This window comes from Streptomyces sp. NPDC002499, assembly GCF_053595415.1.
Genome location: NZ_JBSFXO010000010.1, coordinates 398418 through 422688, shown reverse-complemented (window position 1 = coordinate 422688; position 24271 = coordinate 398418). Strand labels below are relative to the sequence as shown.

The window sequence follows — 24271 nt, the reverse complement described above, 5'->3', positions numbered from 1 at the left end:
GAAAGGGGGCGTGAGGATGAACGCACACCGTCTGTCACAGCGTCTGCGGTCCAGCCTCCGGGGCTGGGGCGGGGTGGGTGCGATGGCGGTCGCCTGCGCTCTCACCGTGGTCTTCGTGCTGCTGCCCCTGTCCCAGTCCAAGGGCGCGGACGGCTCCGTCGGGACCGGCGGGCAGGGCGTCGCCGACGGCCGGCAGGCCAAGGCGGAGGAGTGCACGAACCCGCAGGACCGGAGCCTGTCGCCGACGGGCGGCGGTGCCACGACGACCATCGACGAGATCAAGGCCCGCAAGGACCGGCGGCTGATCGTCGGCGTCGACACCAACAGCTACCGCTGGGGCTACCTCGACCCGACCAACTCCTCCGGCGCGCTGGAGGGCTTCGACATCGACCTCGTCCACCGGATCGCCCAGGACATCCTCGGCGACCCGAACGCGGTCTCGTTCAAGGCGATACCGACCAGCAGGCGGATAGAGGCGATCGAGAGCGGCGAGGTCGACATGGTGGTCCGCACCATGACGATCACCTGCGACCGGATCAAGCAGGTCGCCTTCTCCGCGCCCTACTTCAGGACCGGCCAGCAGGTCCTGGCGCCCAAGAACTCGACGATCACCGGCTACAACGCCACTCTCGCCGACAAGAAGGTCTGCTCGGCCGAGAGTTCCACCGCGCTCGACAACCTGACGGCGGACAAGGGCGACAAGATCCCGGCCTCCACCGACATCTCGACGACGGTCCCCAACCAGCTCGACTGCCTGGTGAAGTTGCAGCTGGGCGAGGTCGACGCGGTGGTGACGGACGGCGCGCTCGCCGCGAGCCAGGCCGCGCAGGACCCGGCGGTGGAGCTCAAGGGCGCGCCGTTCACCGACGAGTACTACGGCGTGGCGATGAACTCGAAGGCCGACGATCTGGTACGCCAGGTCAACCGGACCCTGCGCAACTACGTCGACGACGGCGGCTGGCAGGCGTCGTACGCGAAGTGGCTGCACGCGACCCTGGACCAGGGCGACGAGAAGTCGCCCTCGGCGACCCCTCCCGTGGCGCACTACCGGTGAACGACCATCGACCGACGGACGATTGACGGAACACGGCACGACCACGACACGACGGCACACGACAGCAGCGAGAGGTGATCGATGGGCGTCACGGACCCCGCCGGGCCGGTGATGGACCGGGACGAGGTGGACCGTGCGCTGGCGCGGCTCGGCGCGGAGCACGAGGCGGTCGAGACCTCGCTGCTCGCCCTCCAGGACCACGCGGGCCGCAGACTCCTCGAAGGCGCCGAGCTGACGGGCACCACCAAGGAGCGCTGGGCGTCCGCGGACGCATCGATCACCCTGCTGTGGGCGTACTTCGACGCGTACAGCGGCGCGTTGCGCTCCGCCCGGGACATCCGCTCCCGGCGCCGCTGGTCCAGCCGTGAGGACCTGGTGGAGCTGACGGAGCTGCTGCGCGGCGAGTGCGTCACGGTCGCCGGCTCGGTGTCCACCGAGGCCACGGCGAACGCGCCGACGCTGGGGTCCGCCGCCGGCAAGCTCAGCCACCGCTTCTCGCTGGTCACGCTCGTGGAGCGGATGAACGAGCTGTACGCGACGAGCCTGGACATGGTCGTCACCGCAGACGCGGTGTGGTCGGCGCTGCCCGCCCGGATCGATTTACTGGCCGCGGAGCTGCAGCGCACCCGCAAGCTCGCCCACTCCGTCGGCGTGCGCCCCGGTGAGCATCCGGCGGGCGACGACCTGGAGCGCATCACCCGCACCCTGACCTCGCTGCGCGAGCAGGTGGTGTCCGACCCGCTCGCGTACTGGGTCGCCGCGCAGGGGAGTTCGGCCCCGGGCGGCGGCCGGCCCGACACGACGGTGTACGACCGTGAGGCGCGCGCCCTGGAGGACGTGCGCCGCGAGATCGACGCCGTGCTCACCGTCCGGCAGGACGCGGAGCAGCGGCTGGTCAGGCTGCGGGACGTGCTCTCGCGCGCGGACCGCACGCTCGCCGAGGCGCGCAACGCGCGTGGCGAGGTGCTGGCGAAGATCGCCGCCACCGAGGTGCCGGTGGTCAGCGGCCCGCCGACCGTGCTGCAGGAGCAGTTGGCGACGGCCGCCGAGTACCGCAGGCACGCCCAGTGGCACCGGCTCTCGCCGCTCCTGGAGTCCCTGGAGCAGAAGGCGGAGGACGAACTGCTGCGCGCCCGCGAGTCGTTGAGCGCGGTCACCCAACCGCTCGCGGTCCGCGCGGAGTTGCGCGGCCGGCTGGACGCGTACAAGGCGAAGGTCGCCCGGCACGGGCTCGCCGAGGACAGGTTCCTCATCGAGCGGTACGACGCGGCGCGCCGCATGCTGTGGAGCGCGCCGTGCGATCTGCGGGTGGCCGAACAGGCCGTGCTGCGCTACCAGCACGCGGCGGCCGAACTGCTCACCGCCCCGCCCGCGGCGGACCAGGGCGGACCGCAGGACCGTAGGGGGCCGGGAGCATGAGCGACTCGAAGGGGGCGGCGGCGTCATGAGTCAGGCGGAACAGAAGTGCCAGCGGCCGGACTGCGAGGGCACGTACGAGGACGTGGGCGACGGCGAGCTGTACTGCGACACGTGCGGCCTGGCCCCGGTCGTCTCGGCGGACGGCATGGTGAGCTCGCCGCCGACCGGGCTGACCGGCGGCCGCAAGGGCTCGGCGAACAGCGCCAGTTCGCGCGCCAGCAGCCGCAGCAGCTCGCGTACGTCGTCGCAGTCGGCGAAGTCCCGGCGCTCGGTGTCGGGACGGCTCTCGCGCTCGGTGTCGGGCGGCACGACGGGCCGTTCGGTGTCGGTGCGCAGCTCCGGCTCCAGTACCGGCACCAGCAGCCGTGGCCGGCTCGGCGTCGGTCTGGTGCAGGTCCCGGACGTGCCGCGGCCCGACCCGCGCGCGATGGTGCAGGACAACCCCGAGGTGCCCGAGCGCAAGCGGTTCTGCTCGCGCTCGGACTGCGGGGCGCCGGTGGGCCGTTCACGCGGCGACTCACCCGGGCGCACGGAGGGCTTCTGCACCAAGTGCGGCAACCCGTACTCGTTCACGCCGAAGCTGGCCGCGGGCGATGTGGTGCACGGCCAGTACGAGGTGGTCGGCTGTCTGGCGCACGGCGGGCTCGGCTGGGTCTACCTGGCCGTGGACCGCGCGGTGTCGGACCGGTGGGTCGTGCTCAAGGGCCTGCTGGACACCGGCGACCAGGACGCGATGGCGGCGGCGATCTCCGAGCGGCGGTTCCTGGCGGAGATCGAGCACTCCAACATCGTGCGGATCTACAACTTCGTGGAACACCTCGACCAGCGCACCGGCTCGCTCGACGGCTACATCGTCATGGAGTACGTCGGCGGCAAGTCGCTCAAGGAGATCGCCAACGACCGCCGCACGCCCGAGGGCAAGCGCGACCCGCTGCCGGTGGAGCAGGCGTGCGCGTACGGCATCGAGGCCCTTGAGGCGCTCGGCCATCTGCACAGCCGCAACCTCCTGTACTGCGACTTCAAGGTCGACAACGCGATCCAGACCGAGGACCAGCTGAAGCTGATCGACATGGGCGCGGTGCGCAGGATGGACGACGACGAGTCGGCCATCTACGGCACGGTGGGCTACCAGGCGCCGGAGGTCGCGGAGGTCGGCCCGTCGGTGGCCAGCGACCTGTACACGGTGGCCCGCACCCTCGCGGTGATGACCTTCGACTTCCAGGGCTACACGAACGTCTTCGTGGACTCCCTGCCCGACCCGGACAACATCGAGGTCTTCCGCCAGTACGAGTCCTTCTACCGGCTGTTGGTCCGCGCCACCGACCCCGACCCGGCCCGCCGGTTCGCCTCCGCGCAGGAGATGGCCGAGCAGCTGACGGGCGTGCTGCGCGAGGTCGTTTCGCTCCAGACGGGCCGCGCCCGCCCCGCCCTGTCGACCCTGTTCGGGCCCGAACTGAAGGTCACGGACGCGGAGTTGTTCCCGAAGCTGACCGGCGAGGTCTCGCGCCTCGGCGCCCGGGCGACAGCGCAGCAGCGGCAGCCCGAACTCACCTCGGGGGACGCTCCCGCGCTGGTCAAGTCGGTCGACTCACCGGCCGCCGCGCTCGCCCTGCCGGTCCCGCACGTGGACCCCGCCGACCCCAACGCGGGCTTCCTCGCGGGCCTGATGACCACCGCGGCGACCGAACTGCTCGGCGCGCTCGCCGCCGCGCCGGCCCAGTCGGCCGAGACCCGGCTGCGGCAGATCCGCGCCTGGCTGGAGAACGGCGACTCGGCGACCGCGCTGAACGCCCTCCAGGCCCTGGAGAGCGAGCGGCCCGACGACTGGCGGGTGGTCTGGTACCGGGGCGCCGCCGCCCTGGTCACCGGCGACCAGGAGGGCGCGGCGCTCGCCTTCGACGCGATCTACGACGCCTTCCCCGGCGAGATCGCCCCCAAGCTGGCCCTCGGGCTGTGCGCGGAGGTGCTGGGGCAGCTGGACAACGCGGCCGAGTACTACCGCCTGGTCTGGTCGACCGACCCCAGCTATGTGAGCGCCGCCTTCGCGCTGGCCCGCGTCCAGCTGGCGAGCGGGGACCGGGCCGGGGCCGTACGGACGCTGGAGTCGGTGCCGGAGTCGTCGATCCACTACACGGCCGCGCGCGTGGCCGCCGTACGGGCGCGGCTGCGTCAACGCACGGCGGTCGCCGGGGACGTACCCTTCCTGGACGACCTGACCGCCGCCGCGGGGCAGGTCGAGGCGCTGGACGCGTACGGTCTGGACCCGGCTCGCCGGGAGCAGTTGTCGGCCGAGGTCCTCGGGTGCGCGCTGGACTGGATACTCTCCGGGGGCCAGGGTTCGGCGCCCGCGCGGCGGGTGCTGCTCGGCAGCGACCTGGACGAGCGGGGCCTCCGCTTCGGCCTGGAGCGTTCGTACCGCACGCTGGCCCGGCTGGCGCGGGGCGGCGAGGAGAGGATCGACCTGGTGGAACGTGCCAACCGTTACCGCCCCCGGACGTGGGTGTAGCTGATGTCGCAGATGCCCCAGCTGTCCGCGTGCCCGAGCTGCGAGTGGCCGCTCGAGTCGGGCGACCGCTTCTGCGGTGCGTGCGGATACGACCTGTCCGCGGTGCCCGCACCGCCCGACGACCACCCCACGGTCATGCTGAACGGCACGGACGTGCCGTCCGGCGACGACGGCGTGGCCTGGCCCGTCGCCCCCGAGCCGAGCAGTTCGAGCACGCCCGCGGCGACCCATCTGCCGACGGACCTGCGCGGCACGGACTCCGGCGGCACCCCGCTGTCCCCGGAGCACCCGCCGCCGCTGCCCCAGGCCGCCGGACTGCCGACCGGTCCGCCCACCGGATCGCCGGTCTCCCCGGCCTCCGGGGTGCGCTTCGACCGGCCGCCGGAGCCCGACGAGTACCCGTTGCAGGCACCGGACCCGCGGCTGGCCGAGCAGGCCGGTCCGGCGGCGGAGGCCAAGGTGTGCGTGGCCTGCCGGGCGGGTCACGTCGACCGGGACGGCTACTGCGAGAACTGCGGGCACGCCCAGCCCCGCGAGCGCGACCACATGGAGCAGGAGTGCGGCCCGCTGGCCGCCGTCAGCGACCGGGGTCTGCGCCACCACCGCAACGAGGACGCGTTCGGCATCGGCCTCGCCACGCTGCCCGACGGCTCGCCCGCGTCGGTGGCGATCGTCTGCGACGGCGTCTCCTCGGCGACCCGTCCCGACGACGCCTCGCTCGCCGCGGCCCGGGTCGCCACCGAGTCGCTGCTGGCCGCCCTGCCCCGCGGCACCCACCCGCAGCAGGCGCTGCACGACGCGATCGTGGCCGCCTCGCTGGCCGTCAACGCGCTGGCCGACGAGCCCGCCACGGCCCGCGAGCACGCCCCGCACCAGAACGCGCCGGCCTGCACCATCGTCGGTTCGGTGGTGACCGCAGGACTGCTGGTCGTCGGCTGGGTCGGCGACAGCCGCGCCTACTGGGTCCCGGTGGACCGCGCCTCGCCGCCGGCCCGGCTGACCGAGGACGACTCGTGGGCCGCGCAGATGGTGGCCGCGGGCCTGATGAACGAGGCCGAGGCCTACGCCGACGAGCGCGCCCACGCGATCACCGGCTGGCTCGGCGCGGACGCCTACGAACTGGATCCGCACACGGCTTCCTTCAAGCCGGACCGGCCGGGTGTAGTGGTGGTGTGCACCGACGGGCTGTGGAACTACGCGGAGGCGGCCGAGGACATGGCCGAGGTCGTCCCGCCGGACGCGGCCGTGCGTCCGCTGCACAGCGCCCAGGTTCTGGTCGGCCACGCCCTGGACGGCGGGGGCCACGACAACGTAACAGTGGCCGTCGTGCCGTTCCCGGCCCTGCCTCAGGGGGCAGGATCGGCCTGAGGCCGTACACGGGGAACGCACGGCAGCGCACGGGCGGACCGGAGGGGACCGGTTCGTAATGACGTCATCGCCCCGCCAACTGTGGGGTTTTGAGGGGGATTTGAGTAGGCATGGCCAATTTCGCGAAGTCGAACGTGCCGCAGTTCTCGGTGGACGTGTACCAGAACGAGTACCTGCCGGCGGACGGCAACGAGGTCAACGCGATCGTCACGGTGACCGCCACCGGCGGCGGCACGATCGGCAGTCCGGTCGCCGCGCCCCAGCTCTACGCGCCGGGGCGGGGGCCGTCCGCGGCCGTGGCGATCATGGTCGACTGTTCCGGCTCGATGGACTACCCGGCGACCAAGATGCGCAACGCGCGGGACGCCACCGCCGCCGCGATCGACACCCTGCGGGACGGGGTGCACTTCGCGGTGATCGGCGGCACCCATGTGGCCAAGGAGGTCTACCCGGGCGGCGGGAGCCTCGCGGTCGCCGACGCCACCACCCGCGAGCAGGCCAAGCAGGCGCTGCGCAAGCTGAGCGCGGGCGGCGGTACGGCCATCGGCACCTGGCTGCGGCTGGCCGACCGGCTGCTGTCCTCGGCGGACGTGGCGATCCGGCACGGCATCCTGCTCACCGACGGCCGCAACGAGCACGAGTCGCCCGAGGACCTGAAGGCCGCGCTCGACTCCTGCGCCGGCCGTTTCACCTGTGACGCCCGTGGCGTGGGCACCGACTGGGAAGTGAAAGAAGTCACAGCGATCGCCTCCGCACTGCTCGGCACGGCCGACATCGTCGCCGACCCGGCCGCCCTCGCCTCCGACTTCACGCGGATGATGGAGAAGGCGATGGGCAAGGAGGTCGCCGACGTCGCGCTGCGGGTGTGGACCCCGGTGGGCACGACCATCAAGTTCGTCAAGCAAGTCGCGCCCACGGTCGAGGAGTTGACCGACCGCCGCACCGAGGCCGGGCCGCGCGCGGGCGACTACCCCACCGGGTCCTGGGGAGACGAGTCCCGTGACTACCACGTGTGCGTCGAGGTCCCCACGGCCGGCATCGGCCAGGAGATGCTCGCCGCCCGGGTCTCGCTGGTCGTCCCGCAGCCCGACGGGAGCACTCAAAACCTGGGCGCCCAGGGGCTCGTACGGGCCATGTGGACCGACGACATGGCCGCCTCGACGTCGATCAACCCTCAGGTCGCCCACTACACCGGGCAGGCCGAACTGGCACAAGCCATCCAACAAGGGCTCGATCTACGCAAAGCGGGAGACTTCGACGGAGCAACGGCCAAACTGGGCAGGGCCGTTCAGCTCGCGAGCGACTCCGGAAACGCGGATACTGCGAAACTGCTTGCGAAGGTGGTGGACGTGGTCGATGCCGCGACAGGTACTGTGCGACTGAAGGCGAAGGTCGAGTCGGCCGACGAGATGACACTCGAGACACGGTCCACAAAGACTGTTCGTGTAAAGAAGTAAGCACGAGAGACGACGAAGGGAAGGGGGACGAGCCGACATGCCGACCTGCCCGAACGGACACCAGTCGGGTTCCGACGACTGGTGCGAGGTCTGCGGTCACCGCATGGCCGGTGCCGTGCCTCCGCCCCCGCCGCCCGGTGGCGGCTACGGCTTCCCGCCGCCTGGCCAGGGTCAGGGCCAGGGCGGACGGTCCCATCTGTCCGCCGTGCCGGACCGCGCCGAGCCGGAGCTCTGCCCGCAGTGCCGTACGCCCCGTGAGGGCGGCGCGCCCTTCTGCGAGGAGTGCCGGTGGAACTTCCTGACGAACACCGCGACCTCGTACACCCCGGCCGCCCCGCGCCCCCCGGCGCCCGGCCAGGGTCCAGGTCCAGGTCCCGGTCCCGGCGGCCCGCGCTACCAGCAGCAGCCGCCGCCCCCGCCGACCTTCGGCGGCGGTGACCCCTACGAGTACCAGGGCTCCCGCCCGTCCCAGATGAACCGGCCCGCCGAACCGATTCCGCCGTACGGCACCGACCCCTCGGGCCCCGGTGGCCAGGGCGGACCCGGCGGTCAGGGCGAGCAGGGCGGCCCCGGTGGTCCCGGCGGTCTCTTCGGCAACCCTCCCGGCCAGGGCGGTTACGGAAACCAGCCCGGCGGTCAGGGCGGTCCCGGTGGCTACGGAAACCAGCCCGGCGGCCCCGGTGGCCAAGGTGGTTACGGCAACCAGCCCGGCGGCCAGGGCGGCTACAACAACCCGCCCGGTGGCTACGGCGACCCGTCGCGTCCGGTCCCGCCGCCGCCCGGGCCCACCCCGCCCGCCGGCCCCGGCGCGACCTCGGGCGCCCCGCAGGCGTACCAGCAGCAGTCCGCCCCGCCCGCCTTCCCGCAGGAGACGGGACGTCCGCCGCAGCAGGGCGGTCCGCCCTTCGGCGGCGGTGACGACGACTGGGTGCTCTCCCCGCCCGCCGGTGGACCCGGCGGCCAGGGCGGTCCCGGCGGCCAGGGCGGTCCCGGCGGCCAGCGTCCCGGTCCCGGCGGTGGCTACGGCTATCCGCAGCCCGGCGCGACCCAGGCCCCGCCCGGACCCGGCTTCCCGCAGGCGCCGCAGCAGCCGGCGACCTGGACGGCGACGATCGGTCCGGACCGTGAGTACTTCATGGCGATGATGCAGCGCTCGGGCCCCGAGGCCGCGGGCCTCAACCTGCCCGCGTACTCGCCCGAGCAGCAGCGCACCCTCGGCGGCAACCAGGTCACCATCGGCCGCCGCCGCCACTCCACCGGCGACACCCCCGACATCGACCTGGCGGTGCCCCCGGAGGACCCGGGCGTCTCGCACCAGCACGCGGTACTGGTCCAGCAGCCGGACGGCAGCTGGGCGGTCGTCGACCAGAACTCGACGAACGGTACGACGGTCAACGGCGGCGAGGAGCCGATCCAGCCCTTCGTGCCGGTGCCGTTGCAGGACGGGGACCGGGTGCACGTGGGGGCGTGGACGACGATCACGGTCCGCCGGGGCTGAGTCCGCGGAGGCTGTCGGCTCTGTCTCAGCCCGCGAGGGGCCAGGCGTACGGTCCCTCCGGGTCGTCCAGCCAGGCCCACTCGTGCTCGCCGCTGACCGTGATCCCATAGCGCTCCCGCGTCGGCATGCCCTCGCGGTTCCACAGCGCGTACGCCTCCTGCGGGTCGAGGCTGCCGCGGCTGAGGGCGAGCAGGAAGCGGAACAGTTCGTGGTCCCGGGCGCTGCTCGGCACCCCGCCGAGCGGTACCGGCTCCCGGTCCGGCCTGCCCTCGCCGCGCAGCGGCACGAAGTAGGCGGGCGTGTGCAGGAAACGGCCCTCGGCGTGAGCGGCGTCCCGGACGGTCAGGGCGAGCAGGCCGGTGGCGAGCGGGGTCAGGATCCGGGCGCCGGGGCGGCACTGGGCGAGCCAGGCGTGCGGGACCGAGGTCAGGGCGCAGGTCGCGATGATCCGGTCGAAGGGGGCGCGCTCGGGGACTCCGCGCGCGCCGTCGCCGGTCACGACGGCCGGATGATGACCGGCCGCGGCCAGGTGCTGCCGGGCCGCCTCCGTGATGTCCGCGTACAGGTCGACGGTGGTGACCAGGTCGTCGTCGCCGAGCCGGTGGGCCAGCAGGGCCGCGTTGTAGCCGGTGCCGGCGCCGACCTCGAGGACGCGGTCACCGTCCCGCACACCCAGCTCGGCCAGCATCATCGCCATCAGCGAGGGCTGGCTGCTGGAGGAGACCAGGTCGCCGTCGCGCAGCCGAGTGGCCAGCGGGGCGTCGGCGTAGACACCGCGCAGCCAGCGCTCCCGGGTGCGCGGATCGGGGCTCTCGCCCCAGCGCCGTTCGTAGCCGCCCTCGACGGCGACGTAGTAGTACGGCACGAAGAGATGGCGCGGCACGGTCTCGAACGCCGCCCGCCAGACCGGGTCGCCGGCCCACACCCCGGTCGCCTCGATCGTCCGCACCAACGCGGCCCGCGCCGAGCCGGCCCGCTCGGCGAGGTCCTTGTCGAGTGCGTACGCGCTCATACCCTCCACTGTGCTGCGGCGGGCGGGCGGACGCGAGTGCCCGGGATGTGCGTACGGGGGCGCGCGTGCCCGCTTTCTTCCAGGACCTAAGCCTTGAGTCCTGGTCCGCCCCGTCTGAGACCATGGAGGCGTGACAGAGATCCGGCGCGGCACGCTTCAGGAGCAGACCTTCTACGAGCAGGTCGGCGGGGAGGAGACCTTCCGCCGACTCGTCCACCGCTTCTACCAGGGCGTGGCCGAGGACCCGCTGCTGCGGCCCATGTACCCGGAGGAGGACCTGGGCCCGGCCGAGGAGCGTCTGACCCTCTTCCTCATGCAGTACTGGGGCGGCCCGACGACGTACAGCGACAACCGCGGCCACCCCCGGCTCCGCATGCGTCACGTGCCCTTCACCGTGAACCGCGAGGCGCACGACGCCTGGCTGAAGCACATGCGGGACGCCGTGGACGAGCTGGGTCTGTCCGAGGAGCACGAGCAGACGCTGTGGAAGTACCTGACGTACGCGGCGGCCTCGATGGTGAACACCCCGGACTGACCCGGACCCGCCCGGACCGACCGGCCTGAGGGACTGACCCCACCCGACCGAAGCTGACATTCCGCGTCACGATCCGGTCAAGCTCGGTCAGTAGGCGCTTACCCGAATTGCCTTCCGTCTGAAAGCATCGCCCGCAGGTCTGGACAACTTCCAGGCGGCCACGGGGGGTCGGGGTGACGGTGTTCGGCGCGGTGACGAGGCTTGTCCTGCTGCGCGCCCGCGCACACCGCCTGCTCCTGACCGCCGCGCTCCTCACGGTCCTGCTGACCACCGCGGTCCTCGCGACCCTCACCGCCTACTCGACCGCGATCGACGACGCGGCGCTGCGGCACTCCCTCCAGGACCCCCGCAACGCCGCCGACACCGCCCTGATCGTCAAGGCCGACGTGCCGGCCGAGGGGCGCAGCGCCGCCGACCGTGCCGTACGGGAGGGCGCTCAGCACACCTTCGGCGGGCTGCCGGTCACCGTACGGACGCTGCTGCGCTCGGGCCCGTACGCCCTGCCGCGCTCCCTCCAGGCACCGGCCGAGCGCTCGGCCGACCCGGATCTGACCTACCTCGCGGCCCTGGACCCGACGCAGGTGCGGATCGTGGCGGGCCGGGCACCCGCGGCGGGCGGGCGGGCGGCCGGCGTCGAGGCCGCGCTCCCCCAGACCGCCGCCCGCGCCCTCGGTCTGAAGCCCGGCGCCCGGCTCACCCTCACCGACCGCCTCGGCGGCCCGAAGGTCCGCGTCACCCTCACCGGCCTGTACCGCCCCGTCGCCGCGGACGCCCCGTACTGGAAGCTGGACGACCTCGGCGGCCGCGGCATCAGGACGGTCGGCTTCACGACGTACGGTCCCCTGCTCGCCGCCCCCGACGTCATCACCGGCGGCACGGTGAGCGCCGGCCCGTCGGCGTGGATCGCGTCGGCCGACTTCTCGACGCTGACGACCGCCCGGATCGACGCGCTCGGCGAGAGCGCCACCGCCGGCGGCGCGGCCCTGCGCAAGCAACCCGCGCTCAGCGGTACGACGGCCGCGGCCACCGCCCTGCCCGACGTCCTCGACCGGATCCAGCGCTCCCTACTCGTCTCCCGTTCGACCCTGCTGATCATCGCGCTGCAACTGGCCCTGCTCGCCTCCTGCGCGCTGCTGCTCGTGGCCCGACTGCTGAGCGCCGAACGCACCGGCGAGACACGGCTGTTGCGGGCGCGCGGTGCCTCCCGCACCCGGATCGCGGCGCTCGCCGCCCTGGAAGCGCTGTTCCTCGCGGTCCCCGCGGTGGTGTGCGCGCCGCTGCTGGCGGGACCGCTCACCCGGCTGCTGGCCGGGCACGGGTCGCTGGCCCGGATCGGGCTGCACCTGGACGTGCCGGCCGGCGGGCGGCTCGGCGTCTGGCTGGTGGCCGCGGGCGTGGCCCTCGGCTGCGCGCTCGCGGTGACCCTGCCCGCCCTCACGGTCGAGGGCTTCCGCCCGCGCCGGTCCCGCGCACTGCCCGCTCCGCTGCGCGCGGGCGCGGACCTGGGCCTGCTGGCGGTGGCCGGGGTGGCGTACTGGCAGCTCGGCCGGCAGACCACCGGCGCCGTCTCCGACGACACCACCGGCACGCTCGGCATCGACCCGCTGCTGGTGGCGGCCCCCGCGCTCGCGCTGCTCGCCGGCACGGTCCTGACCCTGCGGCTGCTGCCCCTGGTGGCGCGGCTCGCGGAACGCCGGGCGGCCGGCGGGCGCGGGCTGACGGCGGCACTGGCGGGCTGGCAGCTCAGCCGCCGCCCGATGCGCGGCGCGGGCCCGGTCCTGCTGCTGGTCCTCGCGGTCGCCCTCGGCATGCTGGCCATCGGCCAGGGCGCCTCCTGGGACCGCTCGCAGGACGACCAGGCCGACTTCGGCGCGGGCACCCAGGTCCGCGTCCAGGGCGCGGGCGACGCGGGCCTCGGCCGCACGGACTCCTACGCGGCCCTCCCGCACGTGCGGGAAGCCGCTCCCGCCGTCCGCACCGAACTCCCCCTCTCCGACAGCCGCACGGCGACCGTGCTGGCGCTGGACACCAAGCACGCGGCCGAAGGGGTGCTGCTGCGCCGGGACTTGGCGCCCGGGGCGGTGGGGCCGCTGGTGCGGGGGCTGGGGGGAGTGCCCGCGGCGGCCGGCGCCAAGGTGCCCGCGCACAGCTCCCGAGTGCGGCTGACGGCCACCCTGTTCAGCACGCCCCGCCAGGGCACGACGGCGGACGTGACGGCCACCCTGGAGGACGCGTACGGCACCCCGTACGAGATACCGGTGGGCGAACTCCCCGCCGACGGACGCCCGCACGCCCTGGACCTGGGCGCCGCCACGGGCCCGCTCACGCTCATCGGGCTACAGCTGGTGCTGCCCCAGCCCGCGGGAGAGGCCGAGCGACACCGTCTGGTGCTCGGCGAGTTGACGGCCACCGGCGCCGACGGGACGACCCGGTCGGTGGCCCTGCCCGCCCGCTGGAAGGCCGGCGCGCACGGTGACGGGCTGTCGGCCGCGCCGGGCGACTCCGCCAACCCGACCAAGCCGAAGGTGAGTTCGTCCGGACCACCGACCGTCACGTACGGCACGGGGTATGTGCCGACCGCCGAGGCCTGGCTCGCCCCCGCGCTGACCGTGCGCGTCCAGGTCCCCCAGCCGCAGTCGCCCGAGGTCACCGCCGTCGCCACCGACCGCTTCCTCGCCTCGGCGGGCGCGCGCACCGGGCAGCGCGTGGACCTGACGTTCGGCGGCCAGACCGTGTCCGCACGGATCGTGGACTCGGTACGGCAGCTGCCGACGACCAGCGACACGGACGGCGGCGCCCTGCTGGTCGATCTGCCGTCCGTGAACCGGGAGTTGGAGACGCGGTACGGCATCGGCGTCACGCCCACGGAGTGGTGGCTGCGCACCGACGCCGGCGGCTCGGGCCAGGTCGCCGCCGCGCTGCGGGCGCAGCCGGACATGGACCCCGCGCAGGTCGTGGTGCGGGACGAGATGGCGGCGCAGTTGCGCGACGACCCGTTCGGCGCGGGCCCGGAGGCGGCGTTCGGCGCGGCGGCCGGGGTGGCGGCGGCGCTGGCCGCGGTCGGGTTCGCGGTGAGCGCGGCGGGGTCGCTGCGGGAGCGGGGTGCCGAACTCGCGGTGCTGCGCGCCCTCGGCGCCCCGCGCCGCCGACTGGCCCGCATGATCGCCCTCGAACAGGGCGTCCTGGTGACACTGGCCCTGATCGTGGGCACAGCGCTCGGCGCGGTACTGACCCGGGCGGTGATCCCGCTGATCGTGCTGACGGGTGAGGCGGCCCGACCGGTACCGGCGGTGCTGGTCGAACTGCCCGTCCCCCAGGTGGCGTTGCTGCTCGTCGCGGTGGCGGTGGCCCCGCTGCTGGTGACCGGGGCGCTGGCGCTGCGGCGGGCGGATCCGGTGGTGTCGTTGCGGGATTCGGGGGGTGAGTGAGATGGGCCGATTCATCGGCGGGCGGCTGCCTGCCCGTGGCGTCCGTACGCCGGTACTGGCCCCCTGGGTCCGTACCCGACTGCGTACCGCCCCCGGCGCCGCCTGCGCGCTGGCCCTGCTCGTCATGCTGACCGCGTGCCTCGCCGCGGCCCTCCCCCGGGCGGTCGACCGGTACGAGGACGCGGGGCTGCGGCATGCCGTCGAGCAGGCGCGTCCCGACAGCACCAGCGTGGACGTGTCCACGGATCAGCCCGACCCCCTCATGTCGCAGGGCATGCGGGAGGACGCGCTGCGCCCCGAACAGCTCGGCGCCCAGTACCGGAAGGTCCTCGACGCCGTCCCGCGCCCGCTCGTCGCCGACCCCGGCCAGTCGACGTACGGGGTGCGGACCGGCGCCCCGATGGAGGTGCCGGACGCCTTCCTGCCCCGGCCCAACGGTGTGCCCGCGCAGGTCACCCTCACCGCACAGCACGACCTCGCAGGCCATGTCCGGTCGGTGACCGGCCGGCTGCCGCGCGCCTCGGAGCAGGTGACCACCACCACGGCCGAGGTGGAGGCCGCGGTCAGCGCCGAGACCGCCGAGCGCATGCACATCAAGGTCGGTTCGGTGCTCCACGTGCCCGGCCTGGAACGCGACCCGCTCGCCGTACGCGTCACCGGCATCGTCACCCCGCGCGACCCGAACGGCGCCTACTGGGCGACCCGGCCCCTCCTGCGCACCCCCAGCCTGATCCTCCTGCCGGGCGCGGGCGCCGAGGGCGACCGGTACTGGCTCGGCGGCCTTCTGCTCGCCCCCGAGGCCGCCCCCGCGCTCCTTGGCACACCCGGAAACCCGTTGCGCTACTGGCAGTTGGCGCCCGCGCCCGACGGTCTGCACGCCTACGAACTCGACCGCCTGAAGTCCGCGATCGCCTCCCTGGAGGGCGGCCCGGCCCTGCGCGAGATGCGCACGCTCACCGACCCCACCACCGACGTGAGCACCGAACTGGACGACGTCGTCGTCTCCTACACCGACCTGCGCTCGGGCATCCGTCCGCTCGTCGCCGTGGCCGCGGTCGGCACCGGCACGGTCGCCCTGGTCGTCCTGCTGATGGCGGGCGGCCTCGCCGCCGACCGCCGGCGCTCCGAACTGCTCCTGCTGCGCGCCCGCGGCGGATCCCTGCGCGGAGTGTCGGGCCGCCTGCTCGCGGAGACGTCGATCGTGTCCCTGCCCGCCGGCGCCCTCGGCCTGACGGTCGCGCTCCTCGCCCTCCCCGGCGGCCGGCTCTCCTACGCGATCGCCGCGGCGGCCGGCGCCACCGCCGTCGCCTGCACGGCCCTGCCGCTGCGCGCGGCGGCCGTCCACCGGGTGGTGCGGCTGCACGGCGCCCGCGAGGACGTGGCGTCCGTACGACCGTCCCGGCGCCGTACGGTCGCGGAGCTCACCCTGCTCGTCGTCACGCTCGGCGCGGTCGAGACCCTGCGCCGGAGGGGCACGTCGGGCGACGAACTCGCCTCCCTCGCACCGGTGTTGGTGGGCGTGGCCGCGGCCCTGGTCCTGGTCCGCCTCTACCCGCTCCCCCTGCGCGGCCTGGCCCGCCCGGCGGCCCGGCTGCGCGGCGCGGTGGGCCATCTGTCCCTGGCCCGCGCGGGCCGCACCTCCGCCTCCGCGGTGCTGCCCCTGCTGGCCCTCCTGACCGCCCTGACCACGGCAGCCTTCGGCGGCTCGGTCCTGGCGGGCGTGAGCGAGGCCCGCGACCAGGCCGCCCTCCTCACCGTCGGCGCCGACGCCCGCGTCGAGGGAAACCCCGCGCTGCCGTCGCCCCTGCCGGACCGCGTGCGCGGCCTGCCCGGGGTCCGGGAGCTGACGCCGGTGAGCATCAACTACCAGGCCAAGCCGAACGACGACAGGCAGTCGGTACCCGTGGTGGGCGTGGACCCGCGGAGCTATGCGGAGTTGACGACACGGACAGGGCAAGGGGCTTTCGGGGCGGGGGAGTTGAGGACCACGGCGGGCGCTGGTGCGGGGTCGGGGTCGGGCTCCGACACGGGATCGGGCTCTGATACGGGTACGGGGTCGCAGTCGGACGTGCTGCCGGCGATCGCCTCGCCCACCGTCGCCGCCACCTACGGCACCCGCCCCTTCCCCGTCCGCCTGGAGGACGGCACCAGGGTCACCGTCCGCATCACGCTGGTCCGCGACCGCACGCCGGCCGTCACCAGTGCCGACTTCCTCGTGGTGGACCGGGCCGGCCTGAGCGCCGAGGCGGCCCGGCCGACCGTCCTGCTGCTGACCGGCGACCACCTCGACGGAGCCGCCCTGCGCCGGATGGCGGGCGACGCGGGCGTCCTCCTGCGCTCCGAGGAACGGGCGGGGTACGTCGACTCGCCCCTGCAGTCCGGCGCCGAACGCGTCTACACGGCCGCGGTCGCCGCCGGCGCCGGCTACGCCGTACTCGCCCTCCTCCTCTCCCTCGTCCGCGCGGCCCCCGAACGCCGGGCCCTGTTGGCCCGCCTGCGCACCATGGGCCTGACCCGGGCGCAGGGCCGCCGCCTGCTCGTCCTGGAGTCACTCCCCCAGGCGGTGCTCGCGGCGGCGGGCGGCGCGCTCACGGGCTGGGCGGCGATCCGGCTGCTCTCCCCCGGCATCGACCTCACGACCATCGCCCTGGCCTCCGCCCAAGTCCCGGCGGGCGCGGCCGAGTTGCACACGGACGCGGTGTCGCTCACGGTCCCGGCACTGGCGATCATCGCGGTGACGGTGGGCGTCGCCGGGGTGCAGGCGTGGTGGACGGGTCGGCGGGGGTCGGTGGCGGAACTGCGGGTGGGGGACGGCCGATGACCTGCGCGACCGGCGGAACCGAAGGTGCGGGACGGCCGATGGCCCGTACGACTCACGAATTGCGGCACCGACGAGGCACCGTTCCAGGAGATCTCCGATGACCACGACGAACCCCACCCTCGCCGACCTGGCCCAGCGCGCCACCGCGCACCGCGACCGCCCCGCCTACGGCCACGACGCCCTGATCACCTGCGACCGGCTCGTCCGCATCTTCACCACGGACGGCATCGAGGTGCAGGCCCTCCAGGGTCTCGATCTCCTGGTCCGCGAGGGCGAGTTGATGGCGCTGGTGGGCGCGTCCGGCAGCGGCAAGTCCACGCTGATGAACATCCTCGCCGGCCTGGACACCCCCACCGCGGGCGCCGCCCGCGTGGCCGGCCACGACCTGCTCACCATGACCGCCAAGGACCGCCTCGCCTACCGCCGCGACACCATCGGCTTCGTCTGGCAGCAGACCTCCCGCAACCTGCTCCCCTACCTCACCGCCGCCCAGAACGTCGCCCTGCCGATGCAGCTGACCGGTTCCCACGGCCGCCGTTCCCGTCGCGCCCACACCGAACGCGCCCTGGAACTCCTGGAGTTGCTCGGCATCGCCGAGTGCCGCGACCGCCGCCCGCACCAGATGTCCGGCGGCCAGCAACAGCGCGTCGCGATCGGCGCGGCCCTCGCCAACAACCCCTCGGTCCTGCTCGCCGACGAACCCACCGGCGAACTCGACTCGCACACCGCGGAACAGGTCTTCGCCGCCTTCCGCACGGCGAACGAGGCCCTGGGCACCACGATCGTCATCGTCACCCACGACCAGGCCGTCGCCGGCGAGGTCCGCCGCACGGTCGCCATCCGCGACGGCCGCACCTCCACGGAGGTCCTGCGCCGCAGCGAGGTCGACGAGACCACGGGCCACGAGACGGTGGTCGCCCGCGAGTACGCCATGCTCGACCGCGCGGGCCGCCTCCAGCTCCCCGCCGAGTACACCGAGGCCCTGGGCATGCGCGACCGCGTCGGCTTGGAACTGGAACCGGACCACATCGCCGTATGGCCGGACGACAGTGACCGATAGATACCGGGCGCGGCTCAGCGCACGCTGACGCCGAGCGCCCCGACTCCCGCCGTGCGTACGGCGATCGACCCATAGGCGGTACGCAGCCGCAGCCACGCGCCGGAGGAGAAGAGCCGCCACTCCCCCGAGGCGTCGGCGGGTCCGCGCAGGAAGCCGAGGGACTGGGCCGCGTGCAGGACCCGTACCGGAAGGCGGGTGTCACCGACCGTCCGGGACCAGATCTCCCGCCCGATCCGGTCGAGTTCGGCCCGGGTACGCAGCTCCGGCGCCAACTCCTGCATGCGGGACCGGAATTCGGCGACCGCGGCACCGACCAGCGCGCGCAGCGCGTCCGGTTCGGGGAGTCCCGGCACCGGCCGCCAGCCGCCGCGCGGCGGAAGGACTCCGGCCCACGGCGGCCCGGTCACCGCAGCCGGCACGCCGGCCGTGGCGGCCGACTCGTCGACGGACTCCAGGAGTTCACCGGCGGAGACGGTCACATCCAGGGTGACGTCGAGACCGTTCTCGTAGGGCTTGCCGAGTCGTACCGCGCGGATGGCCAGTACCTCGAAGGACGGCGGTCGCCCGAAGACGGCGAGCGCCGTGCCGGCGGCCTGAAGGCGCACCGCTGCTCCACGGTCGTAGTGGAGCAGCCGGGAGAGGAAGGCCGCGAGGTCCGCCGCCTCCCCCTCGTCGGCGAGGTGCAGCACCGTCATGCGGCGACGGCCCCCTGCTCAGGGTCCGCAGCGGCCGCGTCGTCCGTGTACTCCCGCAGGAACTCCCGCTCCTCGGCGGTGAGTCGGCGCGGCCGCTGGGCCTCGAAGTCGAACGGCACGACCACCGTCGAGGCCCGTACGTAGACCAGGTCGTCGTCCTTCACCTCGTAGGTGATGGTGAAGGACGCGGCCTTGATCTGCGTGATCCACAGCTCGACGTCCACCGGGTGGTGCCGGTGGACGAGCTGCCGCTTGTAGTCGATCTCGTGGCGCGCCACCACCGACCCCTGCTGGAAGTCCTTTTCCGGGCGGAACAGGAAGTCGATACGGGCTTCCTCCAGGTAGCGGACGAAGACCGCGTTGTTGACATGGCCGTAGGCGTCCATGTCCGACCAGCGCAGTGGGCAGCGGTAGATGTGGCGCAAGATCGATCAGCCCCGGGTCAGCTTCTTGTAGGTGGCGCGGTGCGGCCGGGCGGCGTCCGGTCCGAGCCGCTCGACCTTGTTCTTCTCGTACGCATCGAAGTTGCCCTCGAACCAGAACCACTTGGAGTCGCCCTCGTAGGCGAGGATGTGCGTCGCCACCCGGTCCAGGAACCACCGGTCGTGGGAGACGACCACGGCGCAGCCGGGGAACTCGAGGAGCGCGTTCTCCAGGGAGCCGAGGGTCTCGACGTCGAGGTCGTTGGTCGGCTCGTCGAGGAGCAGCAGGTTGCCGCCGAGCTTGAGGGTGAGCGCGAGGTTGAGGCGGTTGCGCTCACCGCCGGAGAGAACGCCGGCGGGCTTCTGCTGGTCGGGACCCTTGAAACCGAACGCGGAGACGTACGCCCGCGAGGGCATCTCCACATGGCCGACGTTGATGTAGTCGAGCTCGTCGGAGACGACGGCCCACAGCGTCTTCTTGGGGTCGATGTTCTCGCGGCTCTGGTCGACGTAGCTGATCTTGACGGTCTCGCCGACCTTGATCGAACCGGAGTCCGGCTCCTCCAGGCCCTGGATCATCTTGAACAGAGTGGTCTTGCCGGCGCCGTTGGGACCGATGATCCCGACGATGCCGTTGCGCGGGAGCGTGAAGCTGAGGTTGTCGATGAGGACCTTGTCACCGAAGGCCTTGCCGAGGTTGTTGACCTCGACGACGATGCTGCCGAGCCGCGGGCCCGGCGGGATCTGGATCTCCTCGAAGTCCAGCTTCCGCATCTTGTCGGCCTCGGCGGCCATCTCCTCGTAACGCGCCAGGCGCGCCTTGGACTTGGCCTGACGCCCCTTGGCGTTGGACCGCACCCACTCCAGCTCGTCCTTCAGACGCTTCTGCCGCTTGGCGTCCTTGGCTCCCTCGACCTTGAGGCGGGTGGCCTTGGTCTCCAGGTACTTGGAGTAGTTGCCCTCGTAACCGTGCAGACGGCCGCGGTCGACCTCGCAGATCCAGCCGGCCACGTTGTCCAGGAAGTACCTGTCGTGGGTCACGGCCACGACGGTGCCGGCGTACTTGGCGAGGTGCTGCTCCAGCCAGTTCACCGACTCGGCGTCGAGGTGGTTGGTGGGCTCGTCGAGGAGCAGCAGGTCAGGCGCCTCGAGCAGCAGCTTGCAGAGCGCGACGCGGCGCTTCTCACCACCGGAGAGGTTGGCCACGGGCCAGTCGCCGGGCGGGCAGCCCAGCGCGTCCATGGCCTGCTCCAGCTGAGCGTCGAGGTCCCAGGCGTTGGCGTGGTCCAGCTCCTCCTGGAGCTTGCCCATCTCGTCGAGCAGCGCGTCGGAGTAGTCGGTCGCCATCAGCTCGGCGATCTCGTTGAACCGGTCGAGCTTGCCCTTGACCTCGGCGACACCCTCCTGGACGTTCTCCAGGACGTTCTTCTCCTCGTTCAACGGCGGCTCCTGAAGCAGGATGCCGACGGTGTAACCGGGAGACAGGAACGCGTCACCGTTCGACGGCTGCTCCAGCCCGGCCATGATCTTGAGGACGGTGGACTTACCGGCGCCGTTCGGGCCGACGACGCCGATCTTCGCCCCAGGGAGGAAGCTCAGGGTGACGTCGTCGAGAATCACCTTGTCGCCGTGCGCCTTGCGCGCCTTGCGCATGGTGTAAATGAACTCAGCCAAGAGAAACCGTCCGGCAGCTTGAAATCTGGCAGTGGGCAGATACACCCCATCTTGCCCGAGGTCCACCCTTGGGTGTTAACCCGTTTGGTCGGGGGGCTGTGACCTGGGGTTTCTCTTGCGCACCCGGAAAGCCGTTCGCAGCGGGCAAGATCAGTTTCCTGCCGCGGGCCACGCGAGCAGGGCCAGTTCCGCGGTTTCGGTCAGCTCCGTCGCCGTGGCCCCGTCGCGGGCGCGTTGCGACATGCCCTGGATGACCGCGGCGAAGTACGCGGACAGCGCGCGGGGGTCGGCCGCGTCGGACAGCTCGCCGGCCGCTTGCGCCCTGCGCAGTCGGGCCTCGAAGACTCCCAGGTTCCCGTTGCGCAGGTCTCGTAGGAATGCCTCCACCTCGGCGTCCTGCGGGGTGACGTTGGTGGCCGCGCTGATCGTCAGGCATCCGGCCGGGTGGGCCGGGTCGGGATAGATGACCGCCGCCTCGCGCAGGATGCGGGTGAAGGCGCCGCGGGCGGTGGGTTCCTCTTCGAGGGCGACGCCCATGAAGGCGCCCACGGGTGAGCGCCCGTAACTGTGCACCACCTCCTTGAACAGCGACTTCTTGTCCCCGAAGGCCGCGTACAGGCTGCCGGGCCTGATGCCCATCGCCTCCGTCAGCTCGCCGATGGAGGTGGCCTCGTAGCCGCGTTCCCAGAACAGACGGGTGGCCGCTGTCAGGGCCGTGGCACGGTCGAACGCCCTCGGCCGCCCTCGCTTGGCGTGTGTGTCAGTCACCCCTCCATTTTAGAGCGCTCGCTCAAGAATGCGTGCTACCTTTTTTGAGCAATCACTCAAGAAATCGGGGAGTGGCCAACAGCCATGGGCACACGCACACTTGCGGGCACACGCGCACTTGAGGGAAAGACCGCACTGGTCACCGGCGGCAGCCGCGGCATCGGCCGGGCCATCGCGCAACGCCTCGGGCGGGACGGCGCCACCGTCGCCGTCGCCTACGCGCGCGACGAGACAGCGGCGGACGAGGTCGTCGAACGCATCCGCAAGGACGGCGGCCAGGCCTTCACCCTGCACGCCGAGCTGGGACGGCACGGTGACGCGGCCTCCCTGTGGACCGCCTTCGACGCCCAGGTCGAGGCCTACACACCCGGCGGGGGCATCGACATCATCGTCAACAACGCCGGCATCGGCCGCAGCTCCGCCCTGATATCCCTGACCGAGGACGCCTTCGACGAGGTCTTCGCCGTGAACGTCCGCGCACCGTTCTTCATCGTGCAGCAGGGGCTGGAGCGGCTGCGCGACGGAGGGCGGATCATCAACATCTCCAGCGGCGCGGCCCGCCTCGCCATGCCGGAGATCATCGCCTACGGCGCCACCAAGGGCGCGCTGGACACCTTCACCCTCAACCTCGCCAAGGAACTGGGCCCCCGAGGCATCACCGCCAACTCGGTGGCGCCCGGCATCATCGACACGGACGTCAACGCGAGCTGGCTACGCGGCAATCCGCAGGCCGAAGCCCACGCGGCGTCCCTGGCCGCACTGGGCCGGGTCGGCCGGCCGGAGGACGTGGCCGACATCGTGGCGTTCCTCGCCTCCGACGACGCACGCTGGGTGACCGGCCGGGTGATCGACGCGACGGGCGGCTCCGGACTGTGAGCCGCCCTCCGCTGCGAACTGCCCTCTGCCGTGAGCCGCCGTCCGCTGCGAACTGCCCTCAGCGGTGAGTCGCTGTCCGCCGTGAGCCGACCTCCGCCGTGACCGTCACCCCTCCGCGGACATCTCCTTCTTGCGGACCAGCACCAGCACCGCCCCGCCGATCACGACCAGCCCGATGGCGACACCCGCGATCAGCGGAGTCACCGTGGAGCTGCCCGTCGCGGCGAGGTTGGTGTCGTCCGCGACGCCTCCCACCGTGGCCGGGCTCGGCTCGCTGAGGGTCTGGACCGCTTCGCCGCCCGCGCTGCCTTGCGTCTTGCAGTCGAGCACCCCGGTGAAGCGTTGCGCGAAGCCGTTCGGCCCGGTGATCGTGAAGTCGTACGTCTGGTCCTCCTGCAAGGGGACCGTCACCGTCTGCGACTCCCCCGCCGGGATGCTGTACTCGGCGCCCAGCAGCGCGAACGTGAACGCCTCGTCGCCCTGGTTGGCCGCGGTGAGGTCCAGGCCTCCCTTGGCGCAGTTCTTCACCGCGGACAGTGCCGGTATGGCTCCCTGGCTCGCCCAGCTCGCGCTCGCCGTCGCCGAGACCGTCGACTCGCTGGAGCCGGCCAGGATCTGCGTCTGGCTCCGGCTCTCGGAGGCGAAGGCACGGCCGACCGGCACCGTCGTCGAGGCCTGCACGGTCAGCTCCGCCGAGCCGGCGGCGCTGTCTTCGGGCACGTCGAAGAAGACCTGGCTGCCGTCCACCGCGGACGTGATCGGCTCGCCGTCCTTGCCGACGATCCGCACCCCGCTGGTGGCGGCGTCCGCCGGCGGCGTCAGCGTCACACCGGCCGCGTTCGTGTGCACGGTCACCGGCCCGAGCAGCTCGCCGGGGTGGCCGGAGACGGCGGCCGGGTCGAGGGTGAGCGAGGCCTTGGGCTCCTTCAGACCGGACGCGCTCTTCTGCAGGTAGTCCGCGAGCCGCTCGGCCTGCGGGTCGACCGCGTCGACGTCGGCCCCGTCCGAGTAACGCCAGATGGCCACCTGGGTGCCGGCCGCCGCGTCCTGCTCGGTCAGGCCCTGGACACCCGCTCTGGCTGCGAGCGCCGCGAGGTCGTTGACCTGCGGGTAGGAGTTCTGCAGGATCCAACGGATCTTGCCGGCGTCCTTGTTGGCGGCCAGCGATGTGCCGCTCCAGGCGGTCTCGTGGTACTTCGCGTCCCGCTGCGTGGGGTTGTGGATGTCGACGCAGTACGTCTGCAGGGTGCCGCCGCCGTCCACGGACATCTCGAACAGCCCTGCCGAGACCTCCTGGTCCCCGCCGGCGTCGTGGATCACGGCCGTGCCGTACGTCTTCAGGGCGCCTATGGTCGCGGTCGCCCCGCCCTGACCCTGCGTCGTCTCCTCGGCGGCCGCCGATCCGGCCGCGGCCAGCACACCCGCGGCGACGAGTCCGGACACAAGAGTGGCGGCGGCCAGCCGGGCCGCGCCCCGCCTGCACACGGACAGCACAGAGAACGAAGAAAGCACCAAATTCCCCTTCGAGCAGGACCCGTTGACGTGGGGGGTGTGGTCCCACCAGCAGAATCAGAAGCCCCGAGAGATATCACCGGCATCCTAGGGACGCGGCACACCACGCCTCCCGGTCATACCGTCGGACAAACGATCCGACTCGGAATCGTTATCGCCAGGACCG

At 72.9% G+C, this 24271-nt stretch carries 17 protein-coding genes; 11 read left to right on the top strand and 6 right to left on the bottom strand.

Annotated elements, in window-relative coordinates; translation table 11 throughout:
• Positions 1-16: 16 nt before the first annotated feature.
• The 6 genes from ACWD5F_RS29500 (at position 17) to ACWD5F_RS29475 (ending at position 9302) form a co-directional block, all read left to right on the top strand.
• Positions 17-1054 carry a glutamate ABC transporter substrate-binding protein gene (locus tag ACWD5F_RS29500; protein WP_451258845.1) on the top strand — a complete coding sequence of 346 codons (1038 nt, stop codon included), beginning with the start codon at positions 17-19 and terminating at the stop codon, positions 1052-1054.
• 81 nt (positions 1055-1135) lie between these two features.
• Complete coding sequence (locus tag ACWD5F_RS29495; protein WP_451258843.1) at positions 1136-2473, top strand: hypothetical protein; 1338 nt, start codon at positions 1136-1138, stop codon at positions 2471-2473.
• Positions 2474-2498: 25 nt separating this feature from the next.
• On the top strand, positions 2499-4979 hold the full coding sequence (locus tag ACWD5F_RS29490) for a tetratricopeptide repeat protein (RefSeq protein WP_451258841.1): 2481 nt from the start codon (positions 2499-2501) through the stop codon (positions 4977-4979).
• On the top strand, positions 4980-6347 hold the full coding sequence (locus tag ACWD5F_RS29485; protein ID WP_451258930.1) for a protein phosphatase 2C domain-containing protein: 1368 nt from the start codon (positions 4980-4982) through the stop codon (positions 6345-6347).
• Between the two features lie 110 nt (positions 6348-6457).
• Entirely contained in the window at positions 6458-7804 is a 1347-nt protein-coding gene (locus ACWD5F_RS29480) for a vWA domain-containing protein (protein WP_451258839.1), read from the top strand.
• A gap of 37 nt (positions 7805-7841) precedes the next feature.
• On the top strand, positions 7842-9302 hold the full coding sequence (locus tag ACWD5F_RS29475; RefSeq protein WP_451258837.1) for an FHA domain-containing protein: 1461 nt from the start codon (positions 7842-7844) through the stop codon (positions 9300-9302).
• A 25-nt stretch (positions 9303-9327) separates the two neighbouring features.
• Here the strand turns inward: ACWD5F_RS29475 and ACWD5F_RS29470 are convergent, their stop codons facing one another.
• Positions 9328-10314 carry a methyltransferase domain-containing protein gene (locus ACWD5F_RS29470; protein ID WP_451258835.1) on the bottom strand — a complete coding sequence of 329 codons (987 nt, stop codon included), beginning with the start codon at positions 10312-10314 and terminating at the stop codon, positions 9328-9330.
• Between the two features lie 130 nt (positions 10315-10444).
• Here ACWD5F_RS29470 and ACWD5F_RS29465 point away from each other — a divergent pair, with 130 nt between their 5' ends.
• The 4 genes from ACWD5F_RS29465 (at position 10445) to ACWD5F_RS29450 (ending at position 18158) form a co-directional block, all read left to right on the top strand.
• Complete coding sequence (locus tag ACWD5F_RS29465) at positions 10445-10849, top strand: globin (RefSeq protein ID WP_124000028.1); 405 nt, start codon at positions 10445-10447, stop codon at positions 10847-10849.
• 191 nt (positions 10850-11040) lie between these two features.
• Positions 11041-14277 carry an FtsX-like permease family protein gene (locus tag ACWD5F_RS29460; RefSeq protein WP_451258833.1) on the top strand — a complete coding sequence of 1079 codons (3237 nt, stop codon included), beginning with the start codon at positions 11041-11043 and terminating at the stop codon, positions 14275-14277.
• A 1-nt stretch (position 14278) separates the two neighbouring features.
• Positions 14279-17098 carry an FtsX-like permease family protein gene (locus tag ACWD5F_RS29455; protein ID WP_451258831.1) on the top strand — a complete coding sequence of 940 codons (2820 nt, stop codon included), beginning with the start codon at positions 14279-14281 and terminating at the stop codon, positions 17096-17098.
• A gap of 97 nt (positions 17099-17195) precedes the next feature.
• A complete protein-coding gene (locus ACWD5F_RS29450) occupies positions 17196-18158 on the top strand; it encodes an ABC transporter ATP-binding protein (RefSeq protein ID WP_451258829.1) in 963 nt (320 codons plus the stop codon).
• A gap of 14 nt (positions 18159-18172) precedes the next feature.
• Here the strand turns inward: ACWD5F_RS29450 and ACWD5F_RS29445 are convergent, their stop codons facing one another.
• The 4 genes from ACWD5F_RS29445 to ACWD5F_RS29430 all read right to left on the bottom strand — a co-directional run bounded on the left by ACWD5F_RS29445 (position 18173) and on the right by ACWD5F_RS29430 (position 21717).
• Positions 18173-18853 (bottom strand): hypothetical protein, encoded by a 681-nt coding sequence (locus ACWD5F_RS29445; protein WP_451258827.1) that lies wholly within the window; start codon positions 18851-18853, stop codon positions 18173-18175.
• Entirely contained in the window at positions 18850-19278 is a 429-nt protein-coding gene (locus tag ACWD5F_RS29440; RefSeq protein WP_401721262.1) for an acyl-CoA thioesterase, read from the bottom strand. Before ACWD5F_RS29440 ends, ACWD5F_RS29445 begins: the two co-directional genes overlap by 4 nt.
• A 6-nt stretch (positions 19279-19284) precedes the next feature.
• A complete protein-coding gene (gene ettA / locus ACWD5F_RS29435) occupies positions 19285-20949 on the bottom strand; it encodes an energy-dependent translational throttle protein EttA (protein ID WP_451258825.1) in 1665 nt (554 codons plus the stop codon).
• Positions 20950-21099: 150 nt separating this feature from the next.
• Positions 21100-21717, bottom strand: a complete 618-nt coding sequence (locus ACWD5F_RS29430) for a TetR/AcrR family transcriptional regulator (protein WP_451258823.1) — start codon at positions 21715-21717, stop codon at positions 21100-21102.
• An 84-nt stretch (positions 21718-21801) separates the two neighbouring features.
• On the opposite strand from ACWD5F_RS29430, the gene ACWD5F_RS29425 reads away from it, so the two are divergent.
• Positions 21802-22593 (top strand): SDR family oxidoreductase, encoded by a 792-nt coding sequence (locus tag ACWD5F_RS29425; RefSeq protein ID WP_451258821.1) that lies wholly within the window; start codon positions 21802-21804, stop codon positions 22591-22593.
• A gap of 105 nt (positions 22594-22698) precedes the next feature.
• Here ACWD5F_RS29425 and ACWD5F_RS29420 read toward each other — a convergent pair whose 3' ends face one another.
• Positions 22699-24105: a Cys-Gln thioester bond-forming surface protein gene (locus ACWD5F_RS29420; RefSeq protein ID WP_451258819.1), complete on the bottom strand. Its 1407-nt coding sequence runs from the start codon at positions 24103-24105 to the stop codon at positions 22699-22701.
• Positions 24106-24271: the final 166 nt, after the last annotated feature.